At 63.2% G+C, this 15,666-nt stretch carries 12 protein-coding genes; 6 read left to right on the top strand and 6 right to left on the bottom strand.

All coding sequences use genetic code 11. The annotated features are described in order from the left end of the window. Positions 1-59: 59 nt before the first annotated feature. The 4 genes from ACUTAF_RS06800 to ACUTAF_RS06815 all read right to left on the bottom strand — a co-directional run bounded on the left by ACUTAF_RS06800 (position 60) and on the right by ACUTAF_RS06815 (position 3,972). Entirely contained in the window at positions 60-851 is a 792-nt protein-coding gene (locus ACUTAF_RS06800; RefSeq protein WP_445579257.1) for an ABC transporter permease, read from the bottom strand. Next, positions 848-1,666 carry an ABC transporter ATP-binding protein gene (locus ACUTAF_RS06805; RefSeq protein WP_445579258.1) on the bottom strand — a complete coding sequence of 273 codons (819 nt, stop codon included), beginning with the start codon at positions 1,664-1,666 and terminating at the stop codon, positions 848-850. The genes ACUTAF_RS06800 and ACUTAF_RS06805 overlap by 4 nt, the downstream gene beginning before the upstream one ends. Beyond that, positions 1,663-2,628, bottom strand: a complete 966-nt coding sequence (locus ACUTAF_RS06810; RefSeq protein ID WP_445579259.1) for a YVTN family beta-propeller repeat protein — start codon at positions 2,626-2,628, stop codon at positions 1,663-1,665. The genes ACUTAF_RS06805 and ACUTAF_RS06810 overlap by 4 nt, the downstream gene beginning before the upstream one ends. 171 nt (positions 2,629-2,799) lie before the next feature. Beyond that, positions 2,800-3,972, bottom strand: a complete 1,173-nt coding sequence (locus ACUTAF_RS06815) for an ABC transporter substrate-binding protein (RefSeq protein ID WP_445579260.1) — start codon at positions 3,970-3,972, stop codon at positions 2,800-2,802. Between the two features lie 158 nt (positions 3,973-4,130). Between ACUTAF_RS06815 and ACUTAF_RS06820 the strand changes: the two genes are divergently transcribed. The 6 genes from ACUTAF_RS06820 to ACUTAF_RS06845 all read left to right on the top strand — a co-directional run bounded on the left by ACUTAF_RS06820 (position 4,131) and on the right by ACUTAF_RS06845 (position 12,743). After that, positions 4,131-4,568 carry a cupredoxin domain-containing protein gene (locus ACUTAF_RS06820; protein ID WP_445579261.1) on the top strand — a complete coding sequence of 146 codons (438 nt, stop codon included), beginning with the start codon at positions 4,131-4,133 and terminating at the stop codon, positions 4,566-4,568. After that, on the top strand, positions 4,569-5,834 hold the full coding sequence (locus ACUTAF_RS06825; protein ID WP_445579262.1) for a HAMP domain-containing sensor histidine kinase: 1,266 nt from the start codon (positions 4,569-4,571) through the stop codon (positions 5,832-5,834). Further along, on the top strand, positions 5,831-6,481 hold the full coding sequence (locus ACUTAF_RS06830) for a response regulator transcription factor (RefSeq protein WP_445579263.1): 651 nt from the start codon (positions 5,831-5,833) through the stop codon (positions 6,479-6,481). The genes ACUTAF_RS06825 and ACUTAF_RS06830 overlap by 4 nt, the downstream gene beginning before the upstream one ends. A 229-nt stretch (positions 6,482-6,710) precedes the next feature. After that, the gene (locus tag ACUTAF_RS06835) at positions 6,711-7,250 is read left to right on the top strand and encodes a YbhB/YbcL family Raf kinase inhibitor-like protein (protein WP_445579264.1); all 540 of its coding nucleotides are present in this window, start codon (positions 6,711-6,713) and stop codon (positions 7,248-7,250) included. 300 nt (positions 7,251-7,550) lie between these two features. Beyond that, a complete protein-coding gene (locus ACUTAF_RS06840) occupies positions 7,551-11,840 on the top strand; it encodes an AMP-binding protein (RefSeq protein ID WP_445579265.1) in 4,290 nt (1,429 codons plus the stop codon). Positions 11,841-11,939: 99 nt separating this feature from the next. Beyond that, positions 11,940-12,743 carry a helix-turn-helix transcriptional regulator gene (locus ACUTAF_RS06845; protein WP_445579266.1) on the top strand — a complete coding sequence of 268 codons (804 nt, stop codon included), beginning with the start codon at positions 11,940-11,942 and terminating at the stop codon, positions 12,741-12,743. A 48-nt stretch (positions 12,744-12,791) separates the two neighbouring features. Here the strand turns inward: ACUTAF_RS06845 and ACUTAF_RS06850 are convergent, their stop codons facing one another. Both ACUTAF_RS06850 and exaA read right to left on the bottom strand, forming a co-directional pair. Next, positions 12,792-13,445, bottom strand: a complete 654-nt coding sequence (locus ACUTAF_RS06850) for a pentapeptide repeat-containing protein (protein WP_445579267.1) — start codon at positions 13,443-13,445, stop codon at positions 12,792-12,794. A gap of 179 nt (positions 13,446-13,624) precedes the next feature. Then, positions 13,625-15,487: a quinoprotein ethanol dehydrogenase gene (exaA, locus tag ACUTAF_RS06855; protein ID WP_445579268.1), complete on the bottom strand. Its 1,863-nt coding sequence runs from the start codon at positions 15,485-15,487 to the stop codon at positions 13,625-13,627. Positions 15,488-15,666 lie beyond the last annotated feature (179 nt).

Genomic DNA, 15,666 nt, shown 5'->3' on the forward strand with positions numbered 1-15,666 from the left:
GAGAGCAAAAGCAGTACCAAAGTAGTAGAAGTCGTAATGGCGAGCGGCCAGAAGTCCGCTCAACCCACCTTGCGCAGCGCCGCGTGCTGCGGGTTGAAGCTGGCCACGGCGAGGACCGCGAACAGCAGGGTCAGGCCGGCGCAGATCAGCAGGGCGTCGAAGTGCAGGCGCAGGTACAGGGCGTTGCGCACCAGCTCCACGGCATGGGTGAAGGGATTGAGCGCGCACAGCCAGTACAGCCACTCGCTGGACTCGCGCATCTTCCACAGCGGGTAGAGCGCAGACGACAGGAAGAACAGCGGGAAGATCACGAAGTTCATCACCCCGGCGAAGTTCTCCAGCTGGCGGATGCCGTTGGACAGCAGCAGCCCCAGCGCGCCGAGCAGCAGCGCCACCAGCAGCAGCGGCGGCAGCGCGGCGAGCAGGCCCCAGGCCGGCGGTTGCACGCCGTAGACCCAGGCGATGGCGAGGAAGGCATAGACCTGCAGCAGCGAGATCAGCGCGGTGGCCAGCAGCTTGGCGGCGAGCAGGAAGGCGCGCGGCAGCGGGCTGGTGAGTAGCACGCGCATGCTGCCCATCTCGCGGTCGTAGACCATCGACAGCGAGCCCTGCATGCCGTTGAACAGCAGGATCATGCAGGCCAGACCAGGCACTATGTAGGTGTCGTAGGTGATGTAGGTGTCGTACGGCTCGATGATGGCGATGCCCAGCGCGGCGCGAAAGCCGGCGGCGAATACCAACAGCCACAGCAGCGGGCGCACCAGGGCGCTGAGAAAGCGCGAGCGCTGCAGGACGAAGCGCAGCCATTCGCGCAGCACGATGCCGCGCAGGCAGTACCAGTAGGCGCTCATGAGCGGGCCTCCCGCGTAGGGTGCGCCGCGCGCACCGGGATTGTGTCGCTGCTGTCGTCGGCACGTTTCGGCCTGATCGCCTCGCGCACATAGCCGCGGCCGAGGGCCTCGTCGCCGGTCAGGCGGGCGAAGTGGGTGGCCAGGTCGTCGCCGAAGTCGGCGGCCTTGCCGCCGGCCACGCGCTCGCCGCGATGCAGGATCAGCAGCTCGTCGCCGGGCTCGATCTCGTCCAGCAGGTGGGTGGTCCACAGCGCGCTCAGGCCCTGCTCGCGGCACAGGTTGCGCACGTGGCGGCCAAGCGCCTGGCGACTGGCCGGGTCGAGGCCGGCGCTGGCCTCGTCGAGCAGCAGCAGACGCGGCTGATGCAGCAGGGCGCGGGCGATCTCCACGCGGCGGCGGTGGCCACCGTTGAGCGTGCGCACTTTCTCATGCCGGCGCTCGCCGAGATCCTGGCGTTGCAGTTCCTCATCGATGCGTGCCTGCGCCAGGCGCCGCGGCATGCCGTGCAGGGCGGCGTGGTAGGCGAGGTTCTGCTGCACCGAGAGGTCCAGGTCCAGCGTGCTCTGCTGGAACACCACGCCGAGCTGGCGCAGCGCCTGGCGCGGCTCGCTGGCAAGGCTGTGGCCGAAGATCTGGATGTCGCCCTGCTGCAGGTCATACAGGCGGGTGAGCAGGGCGATCAGGGTGGACTTGCCGGCGCCGTTGGGCCCGAGCAGGGCGGCGAAGCGCCCAGCCGTCAGCTCGTAGTCCAGGCCGGCCAATGCCTGGCGCTGGCCGTAGGCGAAGCTCAGGCCCTGCACCTCGAGCGCGTTCATGGCGTCACCACCACGCCCCAGGGATAGCGGCCGACCTTGATCGACTTGCTCACCTTGAGACTGGCTACGTCGATCACCGACACGTCGCCACTGACCCCGTTGGTGGTCAGCAGGCGCTGCTGATCCGGGGTAAAGGCCATATGCCAGACGCGCCGGCCCACCAGCAGGTAGTCGAGCACTTCGAAGCTCTTGGCATCGACCACCGCGACATGGTTGGCCGGGCCGAGGGCGACGAAGGCGTACTTGCCGTCGTCCGTGAGCTTGACGCCTACCGGTTGCACCTTGTCCGGGTGCACGCCCTTGATCTCGAAGCGCAGCACCTTGAGGATCTCGCGCGCCTCGACGTCCATCACCGTCACCGTGCCGCCGATTTCGGCCGAGGCCCACAGACGCTTGCCGTCCTTGTCGAACTCGACGTGGCGCGGGCGCTGGTCGACCAATGTGTTGTCCACCAGTTGCTGGGTGCTGGTGTCGATCCAGTGCAGCATGTTGGTGGTCTCGCTGGTATTGACCGCCCACTTGCCGTCCGGGCTCACCGCCATGCCTTCGGGCTCCACGCCCACGTCGATCTGCGCCAGCACCTCGTCGCTCTGGGTGTCGACCACCGTGACCAGCGCATCGTCCTCGTTGGAGATGTACAGCCAGCGGTCGTTGTGGTGCAGGGCGAACTGCTCGGGGTCGGCGCCGGAGGGCAGCTCCTTGACGATCTGGCGCGTGGCCAGGTCCATCACCTGCACCCGGTCCGAATCGCTGGCGCAGATGTACAGGAGCTTGTTGTCGGAGGACAGCAGCAACCCGCGCGGGCGCATGCCGACGGCCAGGGTGTCGGTGACCTCCAGTGTGTCCAGGTCGATCACGCTGATGCTGTCGTCCTTCTCGTTGGACACATAGGCAGTGGCGGCCAGGGCCGAGTGGCAGGCCAGGCCGAAGGCGACGGCGCAGGCAAGACGGGTAAGGCGCATGGGGGTGATCCTCTTGTTATGTCGGTTTTGCCGGTGCGCACGGCGCACCCTAGGGTCTCAGGCTTACTCTCGTGGGAGGGGCTTTCGGCTCGGGCATCCTGCTTCGCTCTACCTCCTGCATCCCTGCAGTCGTAGCCGCGACTGTCGCCGCTGAAGCGCCTCCCACGGTCTCTAGGGCGTACCCGCCAGATCACACTTCACCTCCGGGCGGTCGTAGCCGAGGCTGTCCATCTCGTTGCTGGGGTGGAGGAAACCGTCCTGCGGCGAGGTGCTGACCAGCGCACGCGGGTGGATCAGCGGAATCGGTTGGCGCAGCTCGCCGTTCCACGGGCGGAAGCTCAGCTTGCGGCCCTTGAAGCCGTCCAGCGGCAGCTGTTCGTTCAGCAGCAGGTGGCGGATGGCCTGTGGGTCGGCCTCGCGCTGCTTGGTGATGGCCGTGGCCAGGCTGCGCACCGCCATCCAGGCGGCGAAGTCGCGGTCGTTCATCCAGCGCCCGGCGAGTTCCTCGAAACGCTTTTGCAGCTGCGCGGCGCCGAAGGTTTCCACCGTCTTGTGCCAGGCGGTCGGGGTCAGGCCCTGGGTGCCAGCCACCGGGCGCGGGTACCAGGTGTTGTAGGGCAGGTATTCGCCGAAGTCGCCGCGTTCGTCGGCCACCAGCACCACGTCGTATTCGCTGGCCTGGGTGAACAGCGGCATTTCCGCCTGGGCGCTGCGGCGCTGGTCGTTGTCGAAGCTCCAGGGCTTCTCGGCGACGATCCTGTGGCCGAAGCGCTTGGCCGCGCGCTTGAGCGCCTCGGCGTAGGCGATGTCGTCCTCGGTGTTGCCGGTCACCAGCAGCCAGCGCGTCCACTTGCGCACGGCGAGAAACTGCGCCAGGGCGTCGGCCAGCATGGCGCGGCTGGGCAGGGTGTGCAGCACGTTGCCCAGGCACTGTTCGCGGCGCAGGCCGTCGTCGGCGCTGCCGGCATTGAGCAGCAGGCTGTCCGGCAGGCGCTGGCTGAGCTGGCGCAGCGTGGCGGCCGGGGCGTTGATCACGAACAGGCGGATGCCGGCCTGGTGCTGCTGTTCGGCGGCGGCGAGAACGGCGGCCGCATCCTCGCTCTCGGCGCTCTCCAGGTCGAAGTGCTGCTTGAGGAAGCGCCCGGTGCTGTTGCTGTCGGCAATCGCCAGTTCGGCACCGCGGCGGCCGGCGTCAGTCGGCTCGGGGATGACGTTGGACAGCAGCGGGCCGCGTGGCGGCAAGTGCGCCAGGTAGCCGATGCGCACCTGCAGCTCGCTGGCGCAGGCGGCGCCGGTGCAGAGCAGGGCGAGAACTAGCAGGGCGGACTGGCGAATCTGGCGCATGGGGCGGCTCCCGGTCGGATGGCCCCAGCATAGGAACAGCCCCCGCCTTGGGAAATATGCCCAAAGTACCAGCGGGGCGGTACCAAGGTAGTAAACCGCAAAAGTCGCCCGCTCCCTAGCATGGTCACCAGGCCAACAAAAACAAAAGGTGACCTCCCATGCGTACCTTCAAAGCCCTGATGCTGCCGCTGCTGCTGATTCTCAGCCTGCTCGGCGTCGACAGCCTGCACGCCGCCGGCGATATGACCCGCCGCCCGGTCGCCTTGCCCGACCTGGTGCTGGGCAGCGATGAGAGCGACTACGCCATATCGCACAGCGAGTACCAGCTGCAGACCGGCCAGGCCTACCAGCTCAAGATCATCGCCAGCGGGCAGAAGGAATATGCCTTCCAGGCGCCGGAATTCGCCACCGCCATCTACCTGCGCAAGGTCGAGGCCGGCGGCGTGGAGATCAAGGCGGTGACCCTCACCGAGCTGGAGTTCGAGGACGCCGGCGAGGCGGAGATCTTCTTCCTGCCGGTCAAGCCGGGCAAGTACCGCTTCTACGCCAAGGGTCTGGAAGGCAAGGGCATGCTCGGTCATTTCGTGGTCAAGTAGATGACTGCCCTCGGCCGTATCAACCTCGGCGTCAGCCTGCTGTTCGTGCTGGTGACCCTGGTCGGGCTGGCCCTGCTGCTGCGCCAGGCCAGCCACGACGTGCACCGCGAGTTGCTGGCGGCCGAGGCGGTGGTCGAGTACCTGGGCGAAGCGGCGCGCAACAACCCGGCCAGCCTGCGCCCCGAATTGACCGACAACCTGCGGCATATCCGCGTCAGCTGGCAGCGCCCAGGCGCGTCGGTCGACACGCGGGCGGGCAGCGGCCCGCAGCAGTGGGTCGCCCGGCAGCTGCTGGACCCGGCCCTGCTGCTGGCCGACGTCTGGCCGCTCGCGGATGGCCGCGAACTGCGTATCGCGCTCGATCCCTCCGACGAAATCGATGAGATCTACGACTCGCTGCTGCAACTCTTGCTGCTCAGCGGCTTCGCTCTGGCCCTGAGCCTGCTGACCATTCGCTTCGCCGTGCGCCGTGGCCTGCGCGTGCTGGACGAATTGCTGGCCGGCCTGAGCCAGGTCGGCGCCGGTCACTTCGACACCCGCCTGCGCGACCATGGCCCGGCCGAGGCGCAACGTCTGGCCGGGCACTTCAATGCCATGGCCACCACCCTGCAGCAGGTGCAGGCGGACAACGGCGAGCTGACCCAATCGCTGCTGGAGTTGCAGGAGCGTGAGCGAGCTCGCCTCGGCCAGACCCTGCACGACGACCTTGGCCAGTACCTCAGCGGCATTCGCGCCCAGGCCTGCCTGCTCAAGGTCATCGCCGACCGGCCACAGCAGGTGCAGGACACCGCACGCCTGCTGGACGACAACTGCGAGCGCCTGCAGCAGGGCTTTCGCCGTCTGATTCGCGACCTCTATCCGGTGGTGCTGGAACGCCTGGAACTGGGCCCGGCGTTGCAGCAGTTGGCCGCCGACTGGCAGCAGGCGCAAGGCATTCGCTGCCGCCTGCAACTGGGCGAGCGGCTGCCGGATCTGCCGCTGGCCAGCAAGTCCCATCTCTACAGGTTGGTGCAGGAGGCGCTGACCAACGTCGCCCGCCACGCAGGCGCCAGCGAAGTGCGCATTCGCCTGCAGCGGCGTGGTCAGGGCCTGCGCCTGCTGGTGCGCGACAACGGACGCGGCACGGCACTGCCGCTGCGCCCTGGCATCGGCCTGCGCTCGATGCGCGAACGCAGCCGCAGCCTCGGTGGCGAGCTGCGCCTGCACAGCCGCCCGCAAGCCGGCTGGGCACTGTGCCTGAACATTCCTCTGGAGACGATGCGATGAAGGTGCTGCTGGTAGACGATCACGCCGTGGTGCGCCAGGGCTACGCCAGCCTGCTGCGCGCCCTGTTGCCGGACGTGCAGCTGCGCGAGGCCAGCGACGGCGAGCAGGCCCTGCAGCGGGTGCAGGAGGAGATTCCGCATCTGGTGATCATGGACATCGGCCTGCCCGGTATCAGCGGCCTGGAAACCACCCGCCGCCTGCGCCAGCGCCTGCCGCAACTGCGCGTGCTGTTCTTCAGCATGCACGACGAACTGCCCCTGGTGCGCCAGGCGCTGGACGCCGGCGCCATCGGCTACCTGACCAAGAACTCGTCGCCGGAAGTGCTGGTGGAAGCGGTACGCCGCACAGCCGCCGGCCACGCCTACATCGAACAACCCCTGGCCACTCAACTGGCCTGCAACCCCACCAGTAGCGGCGGCCTCGACCCGCGCCTGCGCGAACTGACCCAGCGCGAGTTTGAAATCTTCGTCATGCTCGCCCGCGGCCTGCCACCCCGGCAGATCGCCGAGAGGCTGTGTATCAGCGCCAAGACCCTGTCCAACTACCAGACCCTGGTGAAGAACAAACTGCAGATCGCCTCGCAGGCGGAGCTGGTGCATCTGGCGATCGACAGTGGGGTCGTGAGGGTGGGGTTGGAAAGTGCTTGAAATGGCTGGGTGGGCTGCAATGACTTGTCGTATTGATCGTCTATCCCCGGAGTGATCGGTCTCTCGGGGGCGGAAAGCCAGCGAGTAGCCTGGATATTGATGGTGTAGGGAGACGGTGCAGATGAGCAGACGGCTGTTTTGGGCTAAAAGTTGATTGTTTTCCGACTAACGCGGGTCGCGTGGGAACTCCTATGATCGTCGCGCTTTTTTATTGAGAGAGATCGTTCCCATGCGCAATCTGTTCTGCAAGTTGGCTCTGCCAATGTCCCTTCTTTTCACGTCTACCGTCCAGGCGGCCTCCTTCCAGCTGACCAGTAGCGATATCGCCCAGGGCAAGCCCATGAGCAATGCCCAGGAGTTCCAGGGGTTTGGCTGCAGCGGTGGCAACCAGTCGCCGCAACTTTCCTGGAGCGGCGCTCCGGAAGGGACCGAAGCGTTCGCCGTGTTCGCCTACGATCCGGACGCTCCGACCGGCAGTGGCTGGTGGCACTGGCAGGTGGTGAACATTCCCAAGGAAGTGACCTCCCTGGCTGCCGGCGCCGTGGTGCCAGCCGGCAGCACCAGCATCAAGAACGATTACGGTGTGACCGGGTTCGGTGGGGCTTGCCCGCCCGAGGGTCATGGTGTGCACCGCTATCAGTTCACCGTATTCGCACTGTCGAAAAAGCTGGAACTGCCCGAGGACGCTTCGGGCGCGCTGACCGGTTATATGGTGCGCGCCAACGCCATCGCTTCGAGCACTATCGAGGCCTTGTACGAGCGCAAGTAAACGTTTCAGTTGGACTAATGCTGAGGATGGAGTTGGATACGTGTAAATTGCCATGTATCAATAAAATCTTCTCGGAATCGTAGCGAGTCTGGCTGAAGTATGAAGATAAATATCCCCCTGCCTATGCTCGGGGATATTTTTTTGAGTGGAAATTAAAGAGGTGATGGTTCGCGGTGCAGGGGCTTGATGGCATGCGGTTATATATTCCGGTCCGCCGGGTAGTTTGGAGGTGTCGATAGGTAGGGTCGGATTCACCTTCTGCGCTTCGATGTCTTGAGATGTTTAAAAAAGGGAATTGGGATGAACATGTTGGCGGATATGCCTTCGGCAAAGATTAGAATCCTCGCTCTGCATGGGCGAGGCAGTAATGGCGGCGTTACCAGGTTGCAGTTGAGGAATCTTGGAATATCCGAGTCCGAGTATGACGTGTTGTATGTCGACGGGCCAATATCCTCAGACAGACCTGGGCCGGGAATAGCAGAATTAGAAGAGCTGGTGCCGGGGCCTTGGTATTCGTGGCTTCCCGATGATGATGCGGTATGGGCGGATGGCCAGGCGCTGCGTAATGCAATATGCGATGCCGTCGAGTATGTACTTTCGATTCTGCAGAACAACGATCCGTTTGATGCCGTGTTCGGTTTCAGCCAAGGCGGCCTGATCGCAAACCTTGTCAATGGATTGTCCGCGGACCAAGCGCTGATAGCGGCCCTGCAGCAGCGTACGCAGAGCAGCATTTCGCTGCCAAATGAAACCCCTTTCAATGCTGCCGTCATTGCCTGTGCTGGTTCTTCGCTCCCGCTATCCGAGCTGCGATTGAAAGCGGAATTGGGCCCAGTGCCTCAAGTCTCTCCGCAGATCCATAATGTTCACCTGATCGGGCGAGAAGACGACTACCGCCCATGGTCGGAATCCTTCGCCTCTTCTCTGAACTCGACAGCTACCGATGTCTGCTATTTGTCGGGTGGCCACGAAATCGCCCGGCTGCATGGTGAAAACGCTGAGGTTCGTGATCTGGTCCGGCGATGCCTCGACCGGTCCCGAGACAGGGGCGATCTGCGCCCAGCTGTTACGGATAAGCTGGTGTGGCAGCGGTCCAGCCCGCGGAGCTCCCGAGCGATTGCCAGCAATCTGCAGATCGCGGCGGTGAAGGTGGACACGCAGGGGCTGCCCGAAACCATCGTTGGCATGCTGGCCGCCCAACCCGCCGATGCCCCGTTGTTGCGGCTGGCCAGGGAGACGGATACAGGCAAGTGCACGACTTACGGTCAGTTGCTCTCGTTCTGCCGGCCCGGGGGGGAGGGCGACCTGCGTCGCCTGGGGGTACAGGCAGGGGAAGTCGTCGCCTATCTGGCGCCGCCCGGTGGAAGTGCTGTGGCGGCGGCGGCGTTTCTGTCCATCGCCTCGCAGACCTGCGCCGTTCCGTTTGCGCCCACTATGAGCGAGGCGGATACCTTGCTGGCGCTCGAGCAGTATGGCGTCAAGCATATCGTGCTGTTCGAAGGCGTTGCCGCTCCCGGACTGCAGGCGGCCTTCGAGCGTTACGCCGGTAGCGGAAAGGCGCTCATTCATCACGCCCATCACCGCGGGGAGGCTTCTCCCGGTCTGTTCAGGTATCTCAACCCGGTCGATGACTTCCACAGCCTGCCGGCGCTAGCCAATCCAGCGAGCGCCGATTGCCTGCTGTTGCGTACATCGGGAAGCACTTCCGTGCCGAAGGTGGTGCCGTTGCGACAGCGGGACCTGGTTATCAATGCCGCCATTCTGGCGGATGGTATCGGCCTCAGTTCCAGCGACGTGACCTACAGCGTGATGCCTCTGGACCATATAGGCGGGCTCAGCGCTTCCATTCTGTGCAGTGTCGCGGTGGGCGCATCCGTCACATGCGACGGTCTGTACAACCCGCAGGGAATGGTAGAGGCTCTCGCGAATTCCAATCCCAGGCCCACCTGGTATTCGGCTGTACCGACCATCCACAATGCCACGGTGCGATATCTTCTGGATAACCCGGAAACCTATCTGGATCGGCACGGCCGCTGGCACGGCCACAACCTTCGGGTGATTCGCTCGGGGGCCGCCGCTCTGAAAGAGGCGGATCGTCAGATACTCGGGGCTACCTACGGCTGCGAAGTGGTCACCACCTACAGCATGTCCGAGCAGATGCCGATTTCCCAGCCGCCCAGAAAGGGTGATCGATGGCAGCAAAACCAGGAATCGGTCGGTGTGCCTGTCATCGCTTCGTTGGCAGTGGTCGATCCGACCACGTTGCGGCCTCTGCCTTTCGGCAGTGCTGGCGAGGTGGCCATTTCTGGTCCCACCGTTTTTACCGGTTATTTGCACAACCCGACTGCCAATCAGCAATCCCGCTTCCTGCTGAAGTCGCCAGAAGACGGCCTGCTCCACACCTGGTTCTTGACCGGCGATCTGGGTGAAATCGACTCCGACGGAACACTGACGTTGCGGGGACGATTCAAGGAGCTTATCAAGCGAGGAGGGGAGCAGATCTCGCCGTTCGAAGTGGAGAGCGTGCTGACGCAGCATCCATGGATCAGCACGGCGATATGTTTTTCTGTTCCATCCGATCTCTATGGAGAAGAAGTCGGTTGTGCGCTGGTGCTGAAGTCCTCCGTCTCGGATAAGGTCAGCCAGCAGCAAGCAGCCAAGGAGATGAGGGACTTTCTTCGACAAAAAGGGCTGGCCTCCTACAAGTGTCCGACCTTCTGGAAGCTTGCGGGCGAGGATGACCTGCCGAAAACAGCCAGCCGAAAATACATTCGCAATGGGCTGGCGCAAGTGCTCAATGTGGGGGCATCCCGTAGCGAGACAGCGCCGGTCTCCCACGCCGCTTGCGCCGAAAGTTCGCCGACTGCTGTGCAAGGTTCCAGCGACAGACCCAAGGTGGATTGGTCGACGCTGGCGGGTTTCAGGTTCGTGCTGGCGTGCTATGTGATGTTCATGCACATCGGTTCCGATCAATCGTGGGGGGCTTTTGCCAATCTGCGCCAGTTCCCCTGGCATGTGCATGCCTTTTTCCTGGTGGCGGGCTATTCCCTGGCAGTCTTCATGCCCGCGCTGATCACACGCAAGGCATCGTTTGTCTGGTCTCGCGTGTCATCGATGTATCCACTCTATGCCTTGGCGCTGCTATTTGCCCTGATTAACCTGCTGCCGCATTGCCAGCCATCGACCTTCTCTTCCGTGTTTCACTGGAATGCCCAGCCGGGAGATATTGACCGATTGTTCTGCGAGGGCACGCCGCTTCTGCAGGACTCGTGGCTGGCGAACCTGTTCTCGACAGTGCTGATCTACCTCACAGGTCTATCGGCCACACCACTGTGGGGGGCGTCCTGGTTTATGGGCTTCTATCTCTGGTTCATATCCATGTACTTCCAGTGCCTGGTGGTTTTCCCGGTCCTGTATAACGCGCTGTATAAGAATCGAGGGAATACGAAGCGACTTCTGCTGCTGACCATGTCGGGATTGGGCGTGAATGTGCTGATCCTGTTGGGCTTCTGGTACGGTTATGCCGCTGACGCAACAGGTTATGGCTTCTTCGACCAACTGACAGGCGAAAAGATATCCCCCAGCATCGCGCAAATGGAAATGGCGGATAAGGACAACGCAGTGATGCTGGGGTTCTATCTGTTTGCTCCGTTCTGGATGGTCTATTTCGTGGTGGGCATGTGTGCAGCGTTTCTGTATGACGCGATTCGTCCTGCCGAACAGCGCCGCGCTTACCTTTGGGGCTATGTCGCGGATGCCGTCACCTTGATCGTGATCGCCCTGAGTGCGGCGCACGTACTTCAAGGCTATATCCCCCATGGCGCAGCTATGACCCAGGCCTCCCTGGATACTTACTTCCTCCGGCCCGAAGCTGCCGATAGTTTCGCCGATCCCGGCATCGTTCACAGAATCTGGGATGAAATCAACTCGCGGTTGTTCGCTCCCATTACCTTGCTGTGGGTGTTCGCACTAAGCACCGGCCAGGGGGTTACCGCAAGGATCCTGCGTTTGAACCCCATTTCTCAAACTCTGGCGGCGACGACATACGCTTGCTTTCTGTTTCATCAGATTGTCGGGCAGTGGTACTATGCCATTACGCGTAACGGGGAGTGGTGGAACTGGTGGAGTTATCGGAAGGACTTCTATTGGTTTAGTCCTCAGCCAGTGCCGGTGGAATGGTACGAATATTTCTATGTGGTCGGGCTGGTGGTGATTTTCGGAAAAATGGTGCAGCCCATCGAGCGATTCATCCGGCACGGTTTAAAAATAGGCGTCTCCTCTCTGAGAAGAACCGATCTGACGCCTCAGCCAGTAGAGGACACGTTGACGGTAATCCTGAAAATCGTGCAGAGAACCACTGGAATGGAAGCGAAACCGGAATGGAGTCTCGAAGAGTGTGGCTTGGCATCGCTCGGCGTCGTTCAGTTCACCAATACGCTTCGAGCGGAGTTCTCCAGTTCTACCGAGAAAATCGCGTTGTCGGTGCCGGATATTATGGCGGCGCGAGATCTCCATGAAATTGCCGCTCTCGTAGATTCGGCGAGAGAGGACGGACGACAAGAGCAAGACCAAATGCTGCAAGCCACATGATGGATAGATGACCTAAGTGGTATGCGACCCGCCCTTGCGAAAGGGCGGGTTCGTCGTTTCTACAGGTGAAGGGATGAGGTTTCTACTGCTGGTAACGCTATGCAGGAACTAATAAAACTGGCGAGAGAGGCACAGCGTGAAATCGGCGGGCTGCCGTTTTCGGTGTATTCGTCTTATAAAGAGCAACACATTCTCAATGCACCCATCACCAAGCCGCTGCTGATATTCGTGCTGGCTGGCGTCAAGCAGTTGGGGCAAAGGGATGAGATCATCTGCCCGACTGGCACTTTCCTATTTTTGTCCAATGCCTCGGATATCGATATGAGGAATATTCCGGGGGAGGAGTACTTCGCCGTTCTGATCGAGTTCGAACTTAGTGATTTCGATTGCTTCAAGAACAAGCGAAGTGCCGAGACTCGCTACGTTCAGGGCGGTATAGATGCCAGGTTGGCTAAAACCCTGATGCAATTTATCGAGTGGGCGCCCTGTGCGCCCCGGGAGTTGTGGCATTTTCGCCGCGAGGAGCTGCTGCAGCTGATCCACCTGTCCGGTTACGACCAGGTGAGTGGCATCGTCGGGCACCCGAGTCTCAGTCACCAGTTGCACGCTATCGTCAGTGACAACATTTCATCTGCCTGGAGTGTCGCGCGGCTGGCGGAACGGTTGGCGGTCAGCGAGTCGACCTTGCGCCGCCGACTGAAGTGCGAGGGCGCCAGCGTCAAGTCGATCGTGAACAGGGCCAGACTGGGGCAGGGACTGTTTCTGCTGCAGACGACCATGGAGCCCATCGGCCGCATTGCCGAGCGCTGTGGCTACCAGTCGCAATCGCGTTTCACCGATAGATTCAAGCAACAATTCGGCATCACGCCCTCCGAACTCAGGAAAACGCGCGAGCCCGATTAGGGGCTCTTCCGGTGGCTGCTGCGGCGCGCCCTCAAGTCTCGCTCCGGATCAATCCCAGCCCTTTGGGCACTCCACGCACCCCGGCATATTGGCGCCCTGGAAGTTGCCGAAGCGCACCCGTGCGCCGCTGAGATTGGCATTCTCCAGGTTGGCGCCGCCCAGTTTCACTTCCTGCAGGTTGGCATCCTCAAGGTGCGCGCCCTTGAGGTCGGCCTTGCTCAGCCAGGTCATTTCCAGGTTGGCGGCCTGCAGCTGGACGTTGTGCAGCTTGGCGCCGGAGAGGCGGGCGAATTCCAGGTCGGCGGCGCGCATATCGGCGCCTTCGAATTGCGCGGCCTGGGCGAACAGGCCCCAACCGCTGATGGCCACCAGGCTGGCGCCGGACAGGTCGGCGGCGCGCAGGTTGCTCTGTTGCAGGCTGGCGCGTGTGAGGTTGGCGCTGCGCAGTGTGGCCTTTTCCAGATTGGCCAGGTCGAGGTTGGCGTGGCGCAGGTTGGCGCCGGATAGGTCGGCGCCGGCAAGATCCATGCGGCGCATGTCCAGGTTGCGCAGGTCGGCGCCGCGCAGGTTGGCCTTGCGGCATTGGCTGTCGGGTTCGATGCGGCAGCCGTTGATCTGCGGCACGCCGTCGTTCTCGGCGCCGATGGCGTGGCTGCCGAGCACCAGCAGCAGGACCGGGATAAGCAGAGGCAGGTATTTCATGGCGAGTCCTCGGGTTAATCGCCTGATTCGCTTCGCGGCTAAGGCCGTTCCTGCGGGAAGACGATGGGTAGCCTGGGGTAGGGTGCGCCGTGCGCACCTTGGGTAAATGCGGATGGCTAGGTGAAGGTGCGAAAAACCGGTGCGCATGGCGCACCCCAAGTGCGCCATGCGTTGGGCCATCAGCGCTGGGCGCTGGCCTTGTCCCAACTCGGCAGCTTGAACACCCAGAAGGAGCCGCCCTGGGCCACCGGCTTGGTCAGCTCGGCCATATCGCCGCCCCACAGCGGAACGGCGCCGCCGTAGCCGGCGGTTACGCCGATGTACTGCTCACCGTCCTGTTCCCAGGTGACGGGCGGGGAGATGATTCCGGTGCCGACCTGGAACTTCCACAGCTCCTTGCCGTTCTTGGCGTCGAAGGCCTTGAAGTAGCCGTCGCCGGTGCCGGTGAACACCAAGTTGCCCTTGGTGGCGAGCACACCGGCCCATAGTGGCAGGCGCTCTTTGTGCTCCCAGGCGACCTTGCCGGTGGTGGGGTTCATCGCGCGCAGGATGCCGACGTGGTCGTCGTACAGGCGCTTGATCCGGAAACCCATGCCCAGGTAGGCGGAGCCCTTCTTGTAGTGCGCTTCCTCGGCCCAGTAGTCCTCCTTCCAGTGGTTGGCCGGCACGTAGAACAGGCCGGTGTCCTGGCTGTAGGCCATCGGGTTCCAGTTCTTGCCGCCAAGGAAAGGCGGCGAGACCTCGACTATTTCGCCCTTGCTTTCGCCCGGCTTGGGTTTCGGCGGACGCTGGCCTTCGTTCTCGACCGGGCGACCGGTTTTCAGGTCGATATGGCTGGCCCAGGTGATCTTGTCGACGAAGGGGAAGGCGTTCTTCAGCTTGCCGTTGGCGCGATCGACCACATAGAAGAAGCCGTTGCGGTCGGCGTGGGCGGTGGCCTTGGTGACCTTGCCGTCCTTGTCCTTGTAGTCGAACAGCACCAGCTCGTTGTTGCCGGAGAAGTCCCAGGCATCGTTCGGAGTGTGCTGGTAGAACCACTTCACCTCGCCCGTGCTCGGGTCGACGCCGACCTGGCCGGAGGTGTACAGGCTGTCGTAGTCCCTGGGATCACCGCCGTCTGAGGTGCGTGCCCAGCCGTTCCACGGCGCCGGGTTGCCGGCACCGATGATGATGGTGTTGGTCTCGGCATCGAAACTGGCGCTCTGCCACGGCGCACCGCCGCCCTGGCTCCAGGCTTGCTTCTTGCCGGTCGGGGAGTTGGGGTCATCTGGCCAGCTTGGCGCCTTGATATCGCCGGTCGGGGTGCTGTCCTTGCCGTTGAGGCGGCCCATATGGCCTTCGACGAACGGACGCATCCAGACTTCCTCGCCGGTATCCGGATCACGGGCGAACAGCTTGCCGACCACGCCGAACTCGTCGCCGGAGCTGCCGTGGATCAGCAGCACCTTGCCGCTCTTGCCATCCTTCACGATGGTCGGCGCGCCGGTCATGGTGTAGCCGGCGGCGTGCTCGCCGAACTTCTTGTTCCAGACCACCTTGCCGGTGTCCTTGTTCAGCGCCACGACGCGGGCGTCGAGGGTGCCGAAGTAGATCTTGTCGCCGTAGATCGCGGCGCCGCGGTTGACCACGTCGCAGCAGGGACGGATGTCGTCGGGCAGGCGATGGCTGTAGGTCCACAGGCGCTTGCCGGTCTTGGCGTCGAGGGCGAACACCCGCGAGTAGGAGCCGGTCACGTAGACCACGCCGTCGTGGATGATGGCCTGGGATTCCTGGCCGCGCTGCTTCTCGTCGCCGAAGGAGTAGCTCCAGGCCGGGGCGAGCTTGAACACGTTGTCGGCGTTGACCTGGGCCAGCGGGCTCCAGCGTTGGGCGTTGGTGCCCATGCCGTACTGCAGCACGTTATGGGTGCTGAGGTGGTCCTTGGCGATGTCGTCCCAGGTCACCGGCTTGGCGAACGCGGCCTGGCTCAGCGCCAGGCCGCCGGCCAGCAGCAGGGCGAGCGCCAGCGGGCGCGGGGTGCTGGGTAGGTTTGTTGTTGTCATCGTTGTGCTTCCCATTGGAGGTGGTAGGTCGCCGCAGTGGCAGTTCGATGGTGGAGCCCGGCCACCTTTGCGCCTACGGAAAAACTCCCGCCTTTGCCGGGAGGATTTCCCGCTCGGGGCATGACTTGGCCTTGCTGCCAAGGCATCGGCCAAACCCCGACCCAAGCCCTACTACCAAG

Source organism: Pseudomonas sp. SP16.1 (assembly GCF_052682975.1).

Bases quoted from the DNA above. Each gene is read 5' to 3' on its own strand.
- ACUTAF_RS06835 (WP_445579264.1), top strand. From the start codon at position 6,711: ATGCGCAATCTGTTCTGCAAGTTGGCTCTGCCAATGTCCCTTCTTTTC.
- ACUTAF_RS06850 (WP_445579267.1), bottom strand. From the start codon at position 13,445: ATGAAATACCTGCCTCTGCTTATCCCGGTCCTGCTGCTGGTGCTCGGC.
- ACUTAF_RS06810 (WP_445579259.1), bottom strand. From the start codon at position 2,628: ATGCGCCTTACCCGTCTTGCCTGCGCCGTCGCCTTCGGCCTGGCCTGC.
- ACUTAF_RS06825 (WP_445579262.1), top strand. From the start codon at position 4,569: ATGACTGCCCTCGGCCGTATCAACCTCGGCGTCAGCCTGCTGTTCGTG.
- exaA (WP_445579268.1), bottom strand. From the start codon at position 15,487: ATGACAACAACAAACCTACCCAGCACCCCGCGCCCGCTGGCGCTCGCC.
- ACUTAF_RS06800 (WP_445579257.1), bottom strand. From the start codon at position 851: ATGAGCGCCTACTGGTACTGCCTGCGCGGCATCGTGCTGCGCGAATGG.
- ACUTAF_RS06845 (WP_445579266.1), top strand. From the start codon at position 11,940: ATGCAGGAACTAATAAAACTGGCGAGAGAGGCACAGCGTGAAATCGGC.
- ACUTAF_RS06840 (WP_445579265.1), top strand. From the start codon at position 7,551: ATGAACATGTTGGCGGATATGCCTTCGGCAAAGATTAGAATCCTCGCT.
- ACUTAF_RS06820 (WP_445579261.1), top strand. From the start codon at position 4,131: ATGCGTACCTTCAAAGCCCTGATGCTGCCGCTGCTGCTGATTCTCAGC.
- ACUTAF_RS06815 (WP_445579260.1), bottom strand. From the start codon at position 3,972: ATGCGCCAGATTCGCCAGTCCGCCCTGCTAGTTCTCGCCCTGCTCTGC.
- ACUTAF_RS06830 (WP_445579263.1), top strand. From the start codon at position 5,831: ATGAAGGTGCTGCTGGTAGACGATCACGCCGTGGTGCGCCAGGGCTAC.
- ACUTAF_RS06805 (WP_445579258.1), bottom strand. From the start codon at position 1,666: ATGAACGCGCTCGAGGTGCAGGGCCTGAGCTTCGCCTACGGCCAGCGC.